The organism is Pseudomonas sp. B21-059 (assembly GCF_026016285.1).
Lineage (GTDB): Bacteria > Pseudomonadota > Gammaproteobacteria > Pseudomonadales > Pseudomonadaceae > Aquipseudomonas > Aquipseudomonas danubii.
In genome coordinates, this window is record NZ_CP087201.1 from 6,601,830 (window position 1) to 6,616,827 (window position 14,998).

Below are 14,998 nucleotides of genomic sequence, written 5' to 3' on the forward strand. Positions count from 1 at the left end.
AACTGCCGGGCATTATAAAGCCCGCAACCGCACCAGGGCACGCCTAAAACGGCCAAAGGCATATTTACGCGTCAGATCGGTCCTGTAGCGATGACCTGCAGCCCATTGTCAGCGCCAGGGATTGGGGCCTCCGGCCGCACTGCGCTACAATCCTGCGCCTTCGCAGCCTGTCGGCTTCAATTCATCACTATCAGGCCCGCTCAATCCTCCTGGGATTGGTGCCGGCGCTGAATCGGAGGTACCTCCATGGTGCACAGCATGACCGCCTTCGCCCGAGTCGAACGGGCCGGCACTCAGGGCACCCTGAGCTGGGAATTGCGCTCGGTCAACAGCCGCTACCTGGAGCCGCACCTGCGTTTGCCGGAAGCCTTTCGCGACCTCGAAAGCGCAGTCCGCGAAGCCTTGCGCCAGGGCCTGTCCCGGGGCAAGGTCGAATGCACCCTGCGTTTCACTGAAGAAACCACCGGCAAGCCGCTGCAAGTCGACCGTGAACGTGCGGCACAACTGGTGGCTGCCGCTGAAACCGTCGCCAGCCTGATCAAGCAGCCGGCAGCCCTGAATCCACTGGAAGTCCTGGCCTGGCCCGGCGTGCTGGTGGCCGACGCCACCGACCCGCAAGCCTTGAACAGCGATGCCCTGGCCCTGTTCAACCAGGGCCTGAAAGACCTGAAGAATGGCCGCGAGCGCGAAGGCGCCGAACTGGCCCGGCTGATCAACGAACGCCTGTCCTCCATTGAAGAAGACGTGGCGACCTTGCGTGAGCTGGTCCCGCAGATGCTCGCGACCCAGCGCCAGAAAGTCCTCGACCGCTTCGCCGACATGCAGGCCGAACTGGACCCTACCCGTCTCGAGCAGGAAATGGTCCTGTTGGCGCAGAAGAGCGATGTCGCTGAAGAACTGGACCGCCTGAGCACCCACATCATCGAAGTACGCCGCGTGCTCAAGTCCGGCGGCGCTGCCGGTCGGCGCCTGGACTTCCTGATGCAGGAGCTCAATCGCGAAGCCAACACACTGGGCTCCAAGGCCTTCGACCCGCGCAGCACCCAGGCTGCGGTCAACCTCAAGGTGTTGATCGAGCAGATGCGCGAACAAGTGCAGAACATTGAGTAAGGCAACTGACATGACCCACAGCACCGGCACCCTGTACATCATTTCCGCCCCGTCGGGCGCGGGCAAAAGCAGCCTGGTCAAGGCCCTGACCGACGCCAACCAGGAGATCCGCGTCTCCGTCTCCCACACCACCCGCGCCATGCGCCCAGGTGAAGTGAATGGCGTGAACTATCACTTCGTCGAACGCAGCGAGTTCGTGAAGATGATCGAGCACGGCGACTTTCTCGAGCGCGCCGAAGTTTTCGGCAACCTTTATGGCACCTCACAAAGCCACCTGCAGCAGACCCTGGACGAAGGCCACGACCTGATCCTGGAAATCGACTGGCAGGGCGCCGAGCAGGTGCGCAAGCTGATGCCTCAGGCACGCTCGATCTTCATTCTGCCGCCGTCGCTGCAGGCCCTGCACCAGCGCCTGACCAACCGCGGGCAGGACAGCGACGAAATCATCGAAGGGCGGATGCGTGAAGCCGTCAGCGAAATGAGCCACTACGTCGACTATGACTACCTGATCATCAACGACGACTTCGCCCACGCGCTGGAAGATCTGAAAGCGATTTTCCGCTCCAATCAACTGCAACAGAAACGTCAGCAGCAGCGTTTTGGCAAACTGCTCGCCGAATTGCTTGGTTAAACAGCACTTCCCAAAACCGCTGCAAGCGCTTTACATTGGCACTTGCAGCGCGTTGAAGAGCTTGGTCAAAAAATCAGCGCTTCCCTAAACGCTGGTGATTTTTTAAACTGTTGAGTCCGCTCGCCCATCCGGGCAGCGCGCATATTGCATTTGCTACGAGGAAGACCATGGCCCGCGTAACCGTTGAAGACTGTCTAGAACACGTGGATAACCGCTTTGAGCTGGTCATGCTCTCTACCAAGCGTGCCCGTCAACTGGCAACCGGCGGCAAAGAGCCGAAAGTAGCATGGGAAAACGACAAGCCTACCGTTGTCGCCCTGCGCGAAATCGCTGAAGGCCTGATCGACTACGCAGCTATCGCCGAAGCCGAAATCGTTGAAGATGAACCGCTTTTTGCTGCTTTCGAGGACGAGTCCAACGAGGCCGTCTGAGCCTATGCCTGGTCGACGTAGCACGGCGCGGGATCACAGCTTACGGCAGGAGATATCATGCCGAGCATAGACGCCCTCGCCGATCGCTTATCGACCTATCTCGGCACGGACCAGGTCAATCTGGTCCGCCGAGCGTATTTCTACGCCGAACAAGCCCATGACGGTCAACGCCGTCGCAGCGGCGAGGCGTACGTCACGCACCCACTCGCGGTAGCGAACATTCTTGCCGACATGCACATGGACCATCAGAGCCTGATGGCCGCGATGCTGCATGACGTGATCGAAGACACCGGAATTGCCAAGGAAGCGCTCAGTGCGCAGTTTGGTGAAACCGTGGCCGAACTCGTGGACGGGGTCAGCAAACTGACCCAGATGAACTTCGAGACCAAGGCCGAAGCCCAGGCGGAAAACTTCCAGAAGATGGCCATGGCCATGGCTCGCGACATTCGCGTGATCCTGGTCAAGTTGGCCGATCGCCTGCACAACATGCGCACCCTGGAAGTGCTGTCCGGCGAAAAACGCCGGCGGATCGCCAAGGAAACCCTGGAGATCTATGCCCCAATAGCCAACCGCTTGGGCATGCACAGCATCCGTATCGAATTCGAAGACCTTGGCTTCAAGGCGATGCACCCGATGCGCTCCGCGCGGATCTACCAGGCGGTCAAGCGCGCCCGGGGCAACCGCAAAGAAATCGTCAATAAGATCGAAGAGTCCCTCAGCCACTGCCTGGCCATCGATGGCATTCAGGGCGAGGTCAGCGGTCGCCAGAAGCACCTGTACGGTATCTACAAGAAGATGCGCGGCAAACGCCGGGCCTTCAACGAGATCATGGACGTCTATGCGTTCCGCATCATCGTCGACAAAGTAGACACCTGCTACCGCGTGCTCGGCGCTGTACATAATTTGTACAAGCCACTGCCGGGACGCTTCAAGGACTACATCGCCATTCCCAAGGCCAACGGCTATCAGTCGCTGCATACCACGCTGTTCGGTATGCACGGAGTACCAATCGAGATCCAGATTCGTACCCGGGAAATGGAAGAAATGGCCAACAACGGCATCGCCGCACACTGGCTGTACAAATCCAGTGGCGACGAACAGCCGAAAAGCACCCACGCCCGCGCCCGCCAATGGGTCAAGGGCGTCCTGGAGATGCAGCAGCGCGCTGGCAACTCCCTGGAATTCATCGAAAGCGTGAAGATCGACCTGTTCCCGGACGAGGTCTACGTGTTCACGCCCAAAGGCCGGATCATGGAGCTGCCCAAAGGCTCCACCGCGGTGGACTTTGCCTATGCGGTGCACACCGACGTGGGCAACAGCTGCATCGCCTGCCGGATCAACCGTCGCCTGGCCCCGCTGTCCGAACCCCTGCAAAGCGGTTCCACCGTGGAGATCGTCAGCGCCCCGGGAGCACGGCCGAACCCGGCCTGGCTCAACTTCGTGGTCACCGGCAAGGCCCGCACCCACATTCGTCACGCCCTCAAGCTGCAACGTCGCTCCGAGTCCATCAGCCTTGGCGAACGCCTGCTGAACAAGGTGCTCAACGGCTTCGACAGCTCCCTGGAAAAAATCCCGACGGAACGTATCCAGGCGATTCTTCAGGAATACCGCCTGGAGCTGATCGAAGACCTGTTGGAAGACATCGGCCTGGGCAACCGCATGGCCTATGTGGTCGCCCGCCGCCTGCTGGGCGAAGGCGAACAACTGCCGAGCCCGGAAGGCCCGCTGGCGATCCGCGGCACCGAAGGCCTGGTGCTGAGCTACGCCAAATGCTGCACGCCGATCCCTGGCGACCCGATCGTCGGCCACCTGTCCGCCGGCAAGGGGATGGTGGTGCACCTGGACAACTGCCGCAATATCAGCGAAATCCGTCACAACCCGGAAAAATGCATCCAGCTGTCCTGGGCCAAGGATGTCACCGGCGAATTCAACGTCGAACTGCGCGTCGAGCTGGAACACCAGCGCGGCCTGATCGCGCTGCTGGCCAGCAGCGTCAATGCCGCCGACGGCAACATCGAGAAAATCAGCATGGACGAACGCGATGGTCGCATCAGCGTGGTCCAACTGGTGGTCAGCGTGCACGACCGCGTGCACCTGGCTCGCGTGATCAAGAAACTGCGCGCCCTGACCGGGGTCATCCGCATCACCCGCATGCGCGCGTAGCCCGTCCATTACAAGGAGTCATTCATGACCAAGACCGTTATCACCAGCGACAAGGCCCCGGCCGCCATCGGTACCTACTCCCAGGCCATCAAGGCGGGCAACACTGTCTACATGTCGGGCCAGATTCCCCTCGATCCAAAAACCATGGAACTGGTGGAGGGCTTCGAAGCCCAGACCGTCCAGGTCTTCGAGAACCTCAAGTCGGTAGCCGAGGCCGCTGGCGGTTCGTTCAAGGACATCGTCAAACTGAACATCTTCCTCACCGACCTGAGCCACTTCGCCAAGGTCAACGAGATCATGGGCAAGTACTTCCAACAGCCTTACCCAGCCCGCGCCGCCATCGGCGTGGCCGCCCTGCCCAAGGGCGCACAGGTTGAAATGGATGCCATTCTGGTCATCGAGTAACACCCGCGGCGCAGCTGTTCAGGCTGCGCCGTTTTCGTTCTGAAAGGATTTCGTCATGCGCCAAGCGCTAGCTGTTTCGCTGCTCGCCTTATTGCTCGGCGGTTGTGCCAGCGACCCCGCCAAAAACGATGTGGGCGGCATCTGGATCAATCAGGTAGCGATCGACGCAGCCTCCAAGGGCGGCCCTTTGCGTGAAGCCCTCCAGGCTTACGGCCCGAACCTGGAATGGGAACTCAACACCAAAGCCGGCCAGGCCCGCTACACCAATGGCTTCGAGACCATCGAAGGCAAGATCATCGGCGACGGCTCAAACACCACAAAGGTCGAGTTCTATGGCAGCGCTGCCACCGAACTCAAACGCAACGGCAAGCAGTTGCTGCAAGTGGCCAACGACAACGAGCCTGAACAAGTGTTTGCCACGCCCAAAGACCCGGCACCTGAAGGCGCACCACTGGGCGCCAACTTCGAGCGTGCCTTGTACTCGGCCTATCTGGGTGGCAAATGGAAAATCGTCAGCGGTCCAGGGCTGGGCAACGAAGTACAGTTCCAGGCCAACGGCGCCGTGCAAGGCCTGCCAGGCGCCGATCGCTACGCCCTGTGCCTGGCCGGTGACTGCGCCTCCATGAGCGGCGGCAACGACAGCATCTGGCTGCAGCTCAATGGCCAGGGCAACTCCTGGATCTTCGTCCGCAAGGATCAGCAGTTGGAAATTTTCCAGGCGGTGAATACCGCACTGGCGGATGAAGTGCCCTCGCTGACACCGGGCAGCCAGCAATGGCTGCTGGAAAAACAATGACCCTCCTGTAGCCGCTGCCAACGGTAGCGGCTACAGCCCGGTTCAAGCTTGGCCCTGAAGAATCTCCGCATACCCATCGCGATAACTCGAGTAACGCGGCACCCAGCCCAAGGCCCGGGCTCGGGCATTGCTGCAACGCTTGCTGCCCGTGCGCCGAACGCTGGCATCATCGGACCACTCAGTCACGCCCAGGCGTTCACGCAGCCAGCCAACCACTTCCGCCAGAGGCGCAGGCGCGTCATCCACGCCTATATAGCAGTCGTCCAGGACAGCACCACCCTGGTCAGCCTTGAGCAAAAACGCTAGCAACCCCGCCGCGTCGTCGGCATGAATGCGATTGCCATACAACGGCGGATCAATCGCCACCCGATAGCCGCGACGCACCTGAGTCAGCAACCATTCACGGCCCGGCCCATAGATACCGGTCAGACGCACCCGACTGGCAGGAATCCCACTGTTCAAGGCCACCTGCTCCGCCTCCAGCATCAAACGGCCCGAGTAGCCGGTCGCCAGGGTCGGGGAGTTCTCGTCGACCCACTCGCCGCCCTTTTGCTCGTAAACACTGCTGCTGGACACGAACAACAAGCGCTTGGGCTGCTGGCCATGCTGCTGGAGCCAGCTCAGGACATGCTGCAAGCCCTCGACATAAGCCGCACGATACCCGGCCTCGTCATGCTCCGTGGCCGCCGCGCAGTACACCAGATAATCCACGGACGCTTGCGGCCAGTGGGCCGGACATTGCTCGCTGAACAGATCACCGGCAACGCCAATCACCCCCTGAGGCAGGCGCGACACCGTGCGGCGCAAGCCATAAACCTGCCATTGTTCAGCCAGCAATTGAGTCGCCAGGCGACTCCCGACATCACCGCAACCGGCGATCAAAACAGAGGGGGAGGACATCAGAAAACTCCTTTCAGAAAGGCCAAGACTAGCCTCGACTTTGGATGAACGGCTAGAAATCGAGGAAAAATAGTTACTGTATTACTTTTGTTAACAAGAATTAATTGCAATAATAACCGCCCATTTGTTCTCGGCCCAGCGAGGCCTAGAAGGACATTCACCCTTTCCTCTTCTCAGGTCCGGCCAGCATGACAAGCAATCCACTCTCCGCCTCGCCAACCAAACGCCCAAGCCCGCTGCGCGCCGTGAGCGCGGTTGCAGCGCTGCTGTGCAGCCTGCTGCTGGCACCGACCGCAGCCTTCGCCGACCAGAACGCGCCGGCCACCGCCGCAGCCCCTGCCGCGACTGCCCCGGCCGCCGAGCTTCCGGCTGCCAACCCGGCAACTCCCGCCGCCGCCCCAGCGGCTGGCGAGCCGGCTCAGGCCGAAGGCCAGCCAGTGCTTGGTGAAAACGCTCCCGAAGTCCTCGAAGCCGACAACAGCCTGGGCATGGCCCACGACCTGTCGCCGTGGGGCATGTACCAGAACGCCGACATCATCGTGAAACTGGTAATGATCGGGCTAGCCATCGCCTCGATCATCACCTGGACCATCTGGATCGCCAAAGGCTTCGAACTGCTGGGCGCCAAACGCCGCCTGCGCAGCGAAATCGCCGCCCTGAAAAAAGCCACCACGCTCAAAGAAGCGAGCGCCACGGCCGCCAAGGAGGGCACCCTCGCCCACCTGCTGGTGCACGACGCCCTGGAAGAAATGCGCCTGTCGACCAACAGCCGTGAGAAAGAAGGCATCAAGGAACGGGTCAGCTTCCGCCTGGAGCGTCTGGTAGCCGCCTGCGGCCGCAACATGAGCAGCGGCACCGGGGTACTCGCCACCATCGGCTCTACCGCACCGTTCGTCGGTCTGTTCGGTACCGTTTGGGGCATCATGAACAGCTTCATCGGCATCGCCAAAACCCAGACCACCAACCTCGCCGTGGTCGCCCCGGGTATCGCCGAAGCCCTGCTGGCCACCGCCCTGGGCCTGGTTGCAGCGATTCCCGCGGTGGTGATCTACAACGTCTTCGCTCGCTCCATCACCGGCTATCGGGCCCAGGTGGCAGACGCCTCGGCAGAAGTCCTGCTGCTGGTCAGCCGTGACCTGGATCACCAGCCGACCGAGCGCTCCGCACAACCGCACATGGTGAAAGTGGGGTAATCAGCCATGGGCTTGCATTTGAAAGAAGGCGCAGGCGACGACCTGGCCGAAAACCACGAAATCAACGTCACGCCGTTCATCGACGTGATGCTGGTGCTGCTGATCATCTTCATGGTGGCCGCCCCTCTGGCCACCGTGGACATCAAGGTCGATCTTCCTGCCTCCAGCGCCAAGCCGGCGCCGCGCCCCGAGAAACCGGTGTTCCTCAGCGTCAAGGCCGATCAGCGTCTGTTCCTGGGTGAAGATGAGGTCAAGGCCGAAACCCTCGGGGCCATCCTCGACGCCCGGACCCAGGGCAAGAAGGACACCACGATCTTCTTCCAGGCTGACAAGGGCGTGGACTACGGCGACCTGATGAGCGTGATGGACACCCTGCGGGCCGCCGGCTACCTGAAAGTCGGCCTGGTCGGACTTGAGACGGCAGCCAAGAAATGATCACGACGCGCCAAAGACTGACGCGTTACAGCGGTAGCCTGGCGGTGGTGCTGGGCGTCCATGCGGTGGCGATCCTGCTCGCCCTCAATTGGTCCAAGCCACAGCCGATGCCCATTCCACCACAAGCCATGGTGGTCGAACTGGCGCCTGCCCCTGTGCCGCCTCCCCCGGCACCACCGAAAGTGGTGACCCCGCCGCAACCGCCGGCGCCCGTGGAAGAACTGCCGCTGCCCAAGCTCGCCGAAGCACCGAAGCCGACTATTTCGGTGCCCAAGCCGGCCAAGCAGAAGCCCAAGCCGCAGCCGCCAAAACCGGTGGTCAAGCCCGAGCCGCCCAAGGAGAAACCTTCCGAGGAAAAGCCCAGCGACGCTCCGGTAACCCCGTCGCCGTCCAAGCAGCCCGCTCCAGCGACCCCAGGCCCATCACCGGCCCAGGCCGCCGCCAAGGCCAACTGGCAGGGTGAGTTGCAGGCCCACCTGGCGAAGTACAAGCGCTACCCGGGCGAAGCCCAGCGGCGCGGCAAGGAAGGCACCAACTCCTTGCGCTTCGTGGTGGATGCCGAAGGCAAGGTGCTGTCCTACGAGCTAGTGGGACGCTCGGGCAACGCTGATCTGGACCGGGCCACCCTGGACATGATCCGACGGGCCCAGCCACTGCCCAAGCCACCGGCCGACATGCTCACCAACGGCAGCGTGGAAATCACCGCCTCGTACAACTACGAGATCGACAGAAGCCGCGGCCGCCGCTGATACAACGCAAGGGCACCTCAGGGTGCCCTTGTCGCTTGTGCAGCCTGAAGCAGACATTGGCGGGTGTCGCACTCCACCCTCTGTCTGATAACGTGCGTCTATCGATTGCAGCCGTTATGCTTGGCCGCAACCTCATGGACGCCCGCTATGACTCTCACAGAATTGCGCTACATCGTTACCCTCGCCCAAGAGCAGCACTTCGGCCACGCCGCCGAGCGTTGCCATGTCAGCCAGCCGACCCTTTCGGTAGGCGTGAAGAAGCTTGAAGACGAACTCGGTGTGCTGATTTTCGAGCGCAGCAAGAGCGCGGTGCGCCTGACGCCGGTAGGCGAAACCATCGTTGCCCAGGCGCAGAAGGTCCTGGAACAGGCCCAAGGCATCCGCGAACTGGCCCAGGCCGGCAAGAACCAGCTGACCGCACCGCTGAAGGTGGGCGCCATCTACACCGTCGGCCCTTACCTGTTCCCGCACCTGATTCCCCAGCTGCACCGGGTCGCTCCGCAGATGCCGCTGTATATCGAAGAGAACTTCACCCACGTCCTGCGCGACAAACTGCGCAACGGCGAGCTGGACGCCATCATCATCGCCCTGCCGTTCAACGAGGCCGATGTCCTGACCCTGCCGCTGTACGACGAACCCTTCTATGTGCTGATGCCCAGCGGCCATTCCTGGACCAAGAAGGAAACCATCGACGCCAGCCTGCTCAACGACAAGAGCCTGTTGCTGCTGGGCGAAGGCCACTGCTTCCGCGATCAGGTACTGGAAGCCTGCCCGACCCTGACCAAGGGCAACGACGGCGCCAAGCACACCACCGTGGAATCCAGCTCCCTGGAAACCATCCGCCACATGGTCGCCTCCGGCCTGGGCATCTCGATCCTGCCGCTGTCGGCGGTGGACAGCCATCACTACGCTCCCGGCGTGATCGAAGTTCGCCCCCTGACTCCACCGGTGCCGTTCCGCACCGTAGCCATCGCCTGGCGCGCCAGCTTCCCGCGGCCGAAGGCCATCGAGATCCTCGCCGACTCGATCCGCCTGTGCTCGGTGGCCAAGCCGCCCGCCGCGAGCTAAGCAAGCGCAATGACTGAGCTGTCGAAAGTGCCGGTCACGGCACTCAAGGGCGTCGGCGAAGCCATGGCCGAGAAGCTGGCCAAGGTTGGCCTGGAGAACCTTCAGGACGTGCTGTTCCACCTGCCCCTGCGCTATCAGGACCGTACCCGAGTGGTGCCGATCGGCGCTCTGCGCCCCGGCCAGGATGCGGTGATCGAAGGTACCGTCAGCGGCGCCGATGTGGTCATGGGCAAGCGCCGCAGCCTGCTGGTGCGCCTGCAAGACGGCACCGGCGGCCTGAGCCTGCGCTTCTACCATTTCAGCAATGCCCAGAAAGACGGCCTGAAACGCGGCACCCGCGTGCGCTGCTACGGCGAAGCCCGACCCGGCGCCTCGGGACTGGAGATCTACCACCCCGAATACCGCGCCATCAGTGGTGACGAGCCGCCGCCGGTGGATCAGACCCTGACGCCGATCTACCCCCTGACCGAAGGCCTGACCCAACAGCGCCTGCGCCTGCTCTGCCAGCAGAGCCTGGCGCTGCTGGGCCCGCGTAGCCTGCCCGACTGGCTGCCCGAAGAACTGGCCCGCGACTATCAACTGGCGCCCCTGGACGATGCGATCCGCTACCTGCATCACCCGCCGGCGGACGCCGATGTCGACGAACTGGCCCTGGGTCACCACTGGGCCCAGCACCGCCTGGCGTTCGAAGAGCTGCTGACCCATCAGCTGTCCCAGCAACGCCTGCGCGACAGCCTGCGCTCCCAGCGCGCCCCGGTGCTGCCCCTGGCCAAGAAGCTGCCGGCCAAATACCTGAAGAACCTCGGCTTCGCCCCCACCGGCGCGCAACAGCGAGTCGGCAACGAAATCGCCTACGACCTGAGCCAGCCGGAGCCCATGTTGCGCCTGATCCAGGGCGACGTAGGGGCCGGCAAGACCGTGGTCGCCGCCCTCGCCGCCCTGCAGGCGCTGGAAGCCGGTTACCAGGTGGCGCTGATGGCACCGACGGAAATCCTCGCCGAGCAGCACTTCATTACCTTCAAGCGCTGGCTCGAGCCCCTGGGCCTGGAAGTCGCCTGGCTGGCAGGCAAGCTCAAGGGCAAGAACCGCGCGGCGGCCCTGGAACAGATTGCCGGCGGCGCGCCGATGGTGGTGGGCACCCATGCCCTGTTCCAGGATGAAGTGCAGTTCAAGAACCTGGCCCTGGTGATCATCGACGAACAGCACCGCTTCGGCGTCCAGCAGCGCCTGGCCCTGCGCCAGAAAGGCGTGGGTGGCCGCCTCTGTCCGCACCAGCTGATCATGACCGCCACACCGATTCCGCGAACCCTGGCCATGAGCGCCTACGCCGACCTGGATACCTCGATCCTCGACGAACTGCCGCCCGGCCGGACCCCGGTCAACACCGTGCTGGTGACCGACAGCCGCCGCGTCGAAGTGATCGAGCGGGTGCGCGCGGCCTGCGCCGAAGGGCGCCAGGCCTATTGGGTCTGCACCCTGATCGAAGAGTCCGAAGAGCTCACCTGCCAGGCGGCCGAAACCACCTTCGAAGACCTCTCCAGCGCTCTGGGCGAACTGCGCGTGGGGCTGATTCACGGCCGCATGAAACCGGCTGAGAAAGCCGCGGTGATGGCCGAGTTCAAGGCCGGCAACCTGCAACTGCTGGTGGCCACCACCGTGATCGAGGTCGGGGTCGATGTGCCCAATGCCAGCCTGATGATCATCGAGAACCCGGAACGCCTGGGCCTGGCTCAGTTGCACCAGCTGCGCGGCCGGGTCGGGCGCGGCAGCGCCGCCAGCCACTGCGTGCTGCTCTACCATCCGCCGCTTTCACAAATCGGGCGGCAGCGCCTGGGCATCATGCGCGAGACCAACGACGGTTTCGTCATCGCCGAAAAGGATCTGGAACTGCGCGGCCCCGGGGAAATGCTCGGCACCCGCCAGACCGGCCTGCTGCAATTCAAGGTCGCCGACCTGATGCGTGACGCTGACCTGCTACCGGCCGTGCGCGACGCCGCGCAGGCCTTGCTGGAGCGTTGGCCGGACCATGTGAGCCCGCTGCTGGAACGCTGGCTGCGCCACGGCCAGCAATACGGCCAAGTGTGAACCAACGCTCAGTTAATGGACCATGGGCATAACCAAGCTGGTTATACTCGTCAAATTGTAGAAAAACGGATACCAGGCCATGACAGAAGTTGCCCTCGCCACTGCAACCCCACACGCTCCGTCTGTTATCCGGTTGCTGCTCGGCAAGCTGGCCATCAGCTACAACGAAGTGCTCGACCAGCCGGGCCTGCCGGCTGCGCGCAAGGTCCAGGCCGTGCTCCTTGACGATGCCGTCGGCGCGCTGATGGTGCTGTTTCCGCAGAGCCAGCTACTGGACCTCAACCGCCTCACCGAACTCACCGGCCGCCGTCTCACCGCGGTGTCCACCGAACGCCTGGAGCGCATGCTCGGCAAACACAGCCTGAGCCTGCTGCCCGGCCTGCCGGCACTCACCAGTTCCCCCTGCCTGTACGAAGAAAGCCTGCTGCGCGAACCCAGCCTGTTGATCTATTCGGGCGAGCCGGGCGTGCTTCTGGAAATCACCAGCGAAGCCTTCAAGAGCATGCTCAACAAGGCCAGCGCCGGGCATTTCGGCGAACCCCTGAGCAGCATCCGCCCCAACCTCGATCGCCCGGATGACGACCGCGAGGAAATCACCCAGGCCATGCAGGCGTTCACCGCGCGGCGTATCCAGCAACGCCTGGAAGCCACCATCGAGATCCCGCCGCTGGCGGAAACCGCGCAGAAGATCATCAAGCTGCGGGTCGACCCCAACGCCACCATCGACGACATCACCGGCGTGGTGGAGACCGACCCGGCCCTGGCCGCGCAAGTGGTCAGCTGGGCCGCCTCGCCCTACTACGCGTCGCCGGGCAAGATCCGCTCGGTGGAGGACGCCATCGTCCGCGTGCTGGGCTTTGACCTGGTGATCAACCTCGCCCTGGGCCTGGCCCTGGGCAAGACCCTGAGCCTGCCCAAGGACCAGCCGCAGCACGCCACGCCCTACTGGCAGCAATCGATCTACACCGCAGCGGTGATCGAAGGCCTGACCCGCGCCATGCCTCGGGCACAGCGCCCGGAAGCCGGCCTGACCTACCTCGCCGGCCTGCTGCACAACTTCGGCTACCTGCTGCTGGCCCACGTGTTCCCACCGCACTTCTCGCTGATCTGCCGGCACCTGGAGGTCAACCCGCACCTGTGCCACAGCTATGTCGAGCAGCACCTGCTGGGCATCAGCCGCGAACAGATCGGTTCCTGGCTGATGCGTTACTGGGACATGCCGGACGAGCTGTCCACCGCCCTGCGCTTCCAGCACGACCCGAGCTACGACGGCGCCTACGCCGAGTACCCGAATCTGGTGTGCCTGGCGGTACGCCTGCTGCGCAGCCGTGGCATCGGTTCCGGCCCTCACGAGGAAATTCCCGACGCACTGTTCGAGCGCCTGGGCCTGAGCCGCGACAAGGCCGAAGACGTGGTGAGCAAAGTGCTGGAAGCGGAAGTGCTGCTGCGGGAACTGGCTTCGCAGTTCAGCCAGGCCTGACCCCATTCGCCGGCTAGCCGGCGAAATCCCACCCTCAAGCCTTGGGCTTGGCCTTCTTCGGTTTCAAATACTTGGTCAAGCCCTGGAACCAGATCACCAGCGCCGGATTGCCCTTGATCTGGATCGACTTGTCCTGAATACCGGTCATGAACGCCAACTGCTTGTTCTTCGCCTGCATCGTGGCGAAGCCATAAGCGGCATCCTTGAAGGCAATGGCGAACGCCGGCTCCGGATAGAACCCCGAACGGCTGGTCACGCGCTGGTCTTTGACGAAGAAGTGTCGAGCAACCTTGCCGTCGAGCGTCTGCAACTGGAACACCAGTTCCTTGTCACCCAACTGTTGCTGAAAAGCAGGATTGTTGCGGCTGGCTTTGCCCATCAACAGGCCAAGCACCCAGAGAAGAAAACGAAATTTCATGCACGGCGCCTCAGTGGAATTATTGGATGGCCGCCGCAGTTTAACCTGTAACTCGAAGAGCGCCAGCCGATCTGCTCGATTACTCGGAGATCGACTGGCGTTCAACGCTTATCGCTACATCTTGTCAGACAATCACTGACTCAGACGTTAGGGCAAGGCACCGGTGCCCAATCACCCAGGTCCGGGCTCTTGCACATGCTGTTGACCTGGGTCTGGCCGGTGGTAGCGACCTTGTTGCTCTCGGCCTGCTTGGTCTTGGCCTGCTGGATCGACTTCTCGGTGCTCACCGCTTCCGTCGGTACAGTCGGCAGCTTGGGTTGCTTGACCTTCTGCTGCTTCTTCTTGCCACCGGTGGTGGTCACCGGGGTGGTGTCGGCGGTGGCGACTTTCACCACGTCGGTACGTTGCACGCCCACTTGCTGCAGGTCCTGCTCGTAGGCCTGGTTGTACTTGCTCAGGTCTTCGCTGGCCCGGCCGTTCACCGCGGCAATCAGGTCATTGGACTCTTTCAGGCCGCTGACGATTTCCGCCAGGCGCTTGCGCCCTTCCACATCATTGATGCTGTTGGCCTTGCGGGCAGTGATCAGGCTGTCGAAGGCACGCTGGTAGCAGGTCTGCGAAGCACGGGCGTAGGCGGTGCTGCGGTCGATGTCGGCAGCACTCTTGTTGACGTCAGCGGCGTAGGAAGCGATGCGCTGATTGTCATCGGCGATCTGCTTCTGGCGCTCGGTGTAGTAACCGGCGGCACCACCGGCCAGGGCACCACCGGCCGCACCGATGGCGGCGTTGCGACCACGGTTGTCGCCGTCGCCGGTCAGGGCGCCGAGCAAGGCACCGCCAGCAGCGCCCAGGGCGGCACCGGTGACCACCGACTTGGTCATGTCCGAATCAGTGGCGCGCAGGTGCTGCACCGGCTCGTAGCAGCTCGGGTAGTACTCGACCTTGGTGGTGGAGGCGACCTTGGACACCGGAGAGGTCGCGCAACCGGTCAATACGGTGCTGAACCCGGCGGCAACCAACAGCAGGTGACGCTTGGATGTTGAAGCAAATGGGTTGCGGGAAAAAAGCATGTTCGTGATCTCGATTAAGTTTGACCAACTCGGTACGACGCCAGGTCGTCCGAGCTCCTCCAGG

Annotated in this window: 15 protein-coding genes; 12 read left to right on the forward strand and 3 right to left on the reverse strand. The window is 62.8% G+C overall.

The annotated features are described in order from the left end of the window. Window positions 1–246: 246 nt before the first annotated feature. From LOY69_RS29520 to LOY69_RS29545, 6 genes are all read left to right on the forward strand, one after another. A complete protein-coding gene (locus tag LOY69_RS29520; protein ID WP_102862266.1) occupies window positions 247–1,110 on the forward strand; it encodes a YicC/YloC family endoribonuclease in 864 nt (287 codons plus the stop codon). Window positions 1,111–1,120: 10 nt separating this feature from the next. Then, window positions 1,121–1,741 carry a guanylate kinase gene (gmk, locus tag LOY69_RS29525; RefSeq protein ID WP_102881289.1) on the forward strand — a complete coding sequence of 207 codons (621 nt, stop codon included), beginning with the start codon at window positions 1,121–1,123 and terminating at the stop codon, window positions 1,739–1,741. A gap of 167 nt (window positions 1,742–1,908) precedes the next feature. Beyond that, complete coding sequence (gene rpoZ, locus LOY69_RS29530) at window positions 1,909–2,172, forward strand: DNA-directed RNA polymerase subunit omega (RefSeq protein ID WP_007921129.1); 264 nt, start codon at window positions 1,909–1,911, stop codon at window positions 2,170–2,172. Between the two features lie 57 nt (window positions 2,173–2,229). Next, complete coding sequence (spoT, locus tag LOY69_RS29535; protein WP_102881290.1) at window positions 2,230–4,335, forward strand: bifunctional GTP diphosphokinase/guanosine-3',5'-bis pyrophosphate 3'-pyrophosphohydrolase; 2,106 nt, start codon at window positions 2,230–2,232, stop codon at window positions 4,333–4,335. Between the two features lie 24 nt (window positions 4,336–4,359). Further along, window positions 4,360–4,740: a RidA family protein gene (locus LOY69_RS29540; protein WP_007921133.1), complete on the forward strand. Its 381-nt coding sequence runs from the start codon at window positions 4,360–4,362 to the stop codon at window positions 4,738–4,740. A 55-nt stretch (window positions 4,741–4,795) separates the two neighbouring features. Next, window positions 4,796–5,536 carry a hypothetical protein gene (locus LOY69_RS29545; RefSeq protein ID WP_102862269.1) on the forward strand — a complete coding sequence of 247 codons (741 nt, stop codon included), beginning with the start codon at window positions 4,796–4,798 and terminating at the stop codon, window positions 5,534–5,536. Between the two features lie 42 nt (window positions 5,537–5,578). Here the strand turns inward: LOY69_RS29545 and LOY69_RS29550 are convergent, their stop codons facing one another. Beyond that, window positions 5,579–6,436, reverse strand: a complete 858-nt coding sequence (locus LOY69_RS29550; RefSeq protein ID WP_265073931.1) for an SDR family oxidoreductase — start codon at window positions 6,434–6,436, stop codon at window positions 5,579–5,581. 188 nt (window positions 6,437–6,624) lie between these two features. On the opposite strand from LOY69_RS29550, the gene exbB reads away from it, so the two are divergent. From exbB to LOY69_RS29580, 6 genes are all read left to right on the forward strand, one after another. Next, complete coding sequence (gene exbB, locus LOY69_RS29555; protein WP_265073932.1) at window positions 6,625–7,629, forward strand: tonB-system energizer ExbB; 1,005 nt, start codon at window positions 6,625–6,627, stop codon at window positions 7,627–7,629. Window positions 7,630–7,635: 6 nt separating this feature from the next. Continuing rightward, window positions 7,636–8,064 carry a TonB system transport protein ExbD gene (exbD, locus tag LOY69_RS29560; RefSeq protein ID WP_102862272.1) on the forward strand — a complete coding sequence of 143 codons (429 nt, stop codon included), beginning with the start codon at window positions 7,636–7,638 and terminating at the stop codon, window positions 8,062–8,064. Further along, window positions 8,061–8,813 (forward strand): energy transducer TonB, encoded by a 753-nt coding sequence (locus LOY69_RS29565; RefSeq protein ID WP_102862273.1) that lies wholly within the window; start codon window positions 8,061–8,063, stop codon window positions 8,811–8,813. The genes exbD and LOY69_RS29565 overlap by 4 nt, the downstream gene beginning before the upstream one ends. Window positions 8,814–8,960: 147 nt before the next feature. After that, on the forward strand, window positions 8,961–9,881 hold the full coding sequence (locus LOY69_RS29570) for a hydrogen peroxide-inducible genes activator (protein ID WP_102881293.1): 921 nt from the start codon (window positions 8,961–8,963) through the stop codon (window positions 9,879–9,881). A 9-nt stretch (window positions 9,882–9,890) separates the two neighbouring features. Further along, window positions 9,891–11,966 carry an ATP-dependent DNA helicase RecG gene (gene recG, locus LOY69_RS29575; protein WP_102862275.1) on the forward strand — a complete coding sequence of 692 codons (2,076 nt, stop codon included), beginning with the start codon at window positions 9,891–9,893 and terminating at the stop codon, window positions 11,964–11,966. A 79-nt stretch (window positions 11,967–12,045) separates the two neighbouring features. Continuing rightward, window positions 12,046–13,446 (forward strand): aminoacyl-tRNA deacylase and HDOD domain-containing protein, encoded by a 1,401-nt coding sequence (locus LOY69_RS29580; RefSeq protein ID WP_102881295.1) that lies wholly within the window; start codon window positions 12,046–12,048, stop codon window positions 13,444–13,446. Between the two features lie 34 nt (window positions 13,447–13,480). On the opposite strand, the gene LOY69_RS29585 is transcribed toward LOY69_RS29580, so the two are convergent. Further along, a complete protein-coding gene (locus tag LOY69_RS29585; RefSeq protein WP_102862277.1) occupies window positions 13,481–13,864 on the reverse strand; it encodes a helicase in 384 nt (127 codons plus the stop codon). Between the two features lie 140 nt (window positions 13,865–14,004). Beyond that, window positions 14,005–14,934, reverse strand: coding sequence for a type VI secretion system-associated lipoprotein TagQ (gene tagQ, locus LOY69_RS29590; protein WP_102881296.1), 930 nt, complete (start codon window positions 14,932–14,934; stop codon window positions 14,005–14,007). Window positions 14,935–14,998 lie beyond the last annotated feature (64 nt).

Bases quoted from the DNA above. Each gene is read 5' to 3' on its own strand.
- exbB (WP_265073932.1), top strand. From the start codon at position 6,625: ATGACAAGCAATCCACTCTCCGCCTCGCCAACCAAACGCCCAAGCCCG.
- LOY69_RS29565 (WP_102862273.1), top strand. From the start codon at position 8,061: ATGATCACGACGCGCCAAAGACTGACGCGTTACAGCGGTAGCCTGGCG.
- LOY69_RS29545 (WP_102862269.1), top strand. From the start codon at position 4,796: ATGCGCCAAGCGCTAGCTGTTTCGCTGCTCGCCTTATTGCTCGGCGGT.
- gmk (WP_102881289.1), top strand. From the start codon at position 1,121: ATGACCCACAGCACCGGCACCCTGTACATCATTTCCGCCCCGTCGGGC.
- exbD (WP_102862272.1), top strand. From the start codon at position 7,636: ATGGGCTTGCATTTGAAAGAAGGCGCAGGCGACGACCTGGCCGAAAAC.
- spoT (WP_102881290.1), top strand. From the start codon at position 2,230: ATGCCGAGCATAGACGCCCTCGCCGATCGCTTATCGACCTATCTCGGC.
- rpoZ (WP_007921129.1), top strand. From the start codon at position 1,909: ATGGCCCGCGTAACCGTTGAAGACTGTCTAGAACACGTGGATAACCGC.
- LOY69_RS29570 (WP_102881293.1), top strand. From the start codon at position 8,961: ATGACTCTCACAGAATTGCGCTACATCGTTACCCTCGCCCAAGAGCAG.
- LOY69_RS29580 (WP_102881295.1), top strand. From the start codon at position 12,046: ATGACAGAAGTTGCCCTCGCCACTGCAACCCCACACGCTCCGTCTGTT.
- LOY69_RS29520 (WP_102862266.1), top strand. From the start codon at position 247: ATGGTGCACAGCATGACCGCCTTCGCCCGAGTCGAACGGGCCGGCACT.
- LOY69_RS29585 (WP_102862277.1), bottom strand. From the start codon at position 13,864: ATGAAATTTCGTTTTCTTCTCTGGGTGCTTGGCCTGTTGATGGGCAAA.
- recG (WP_102862275.1), top strand. From the start codon at position 9,891: ATGACTGAGCTGTCGAAAGTGCCGGTCACGGCACTCAAGGGCGTCGGC.
- LOY69_RS29540 (WP_007921133.1), top strand. From the start codon at position 4,360: ATGACCAAGACCGTTATCACCAGCGACAAGGCCCCGGCCGCCATCGGT.
- LOY69_RS29550 (WP_265073931.1), bottom strand. From the start codon at position 6,436: ATGTCCTCCCCCTCTGTTTTGATCGCCGGTTGCGGTGATGTCGGGAGT.
- tagQ (WP_102881296.1), bottom strand. From the start codon at position 14,934: ATGCTTTTTTCCCGCAACCCATTTGCTTCAACATCCAAGCGTCACCTG.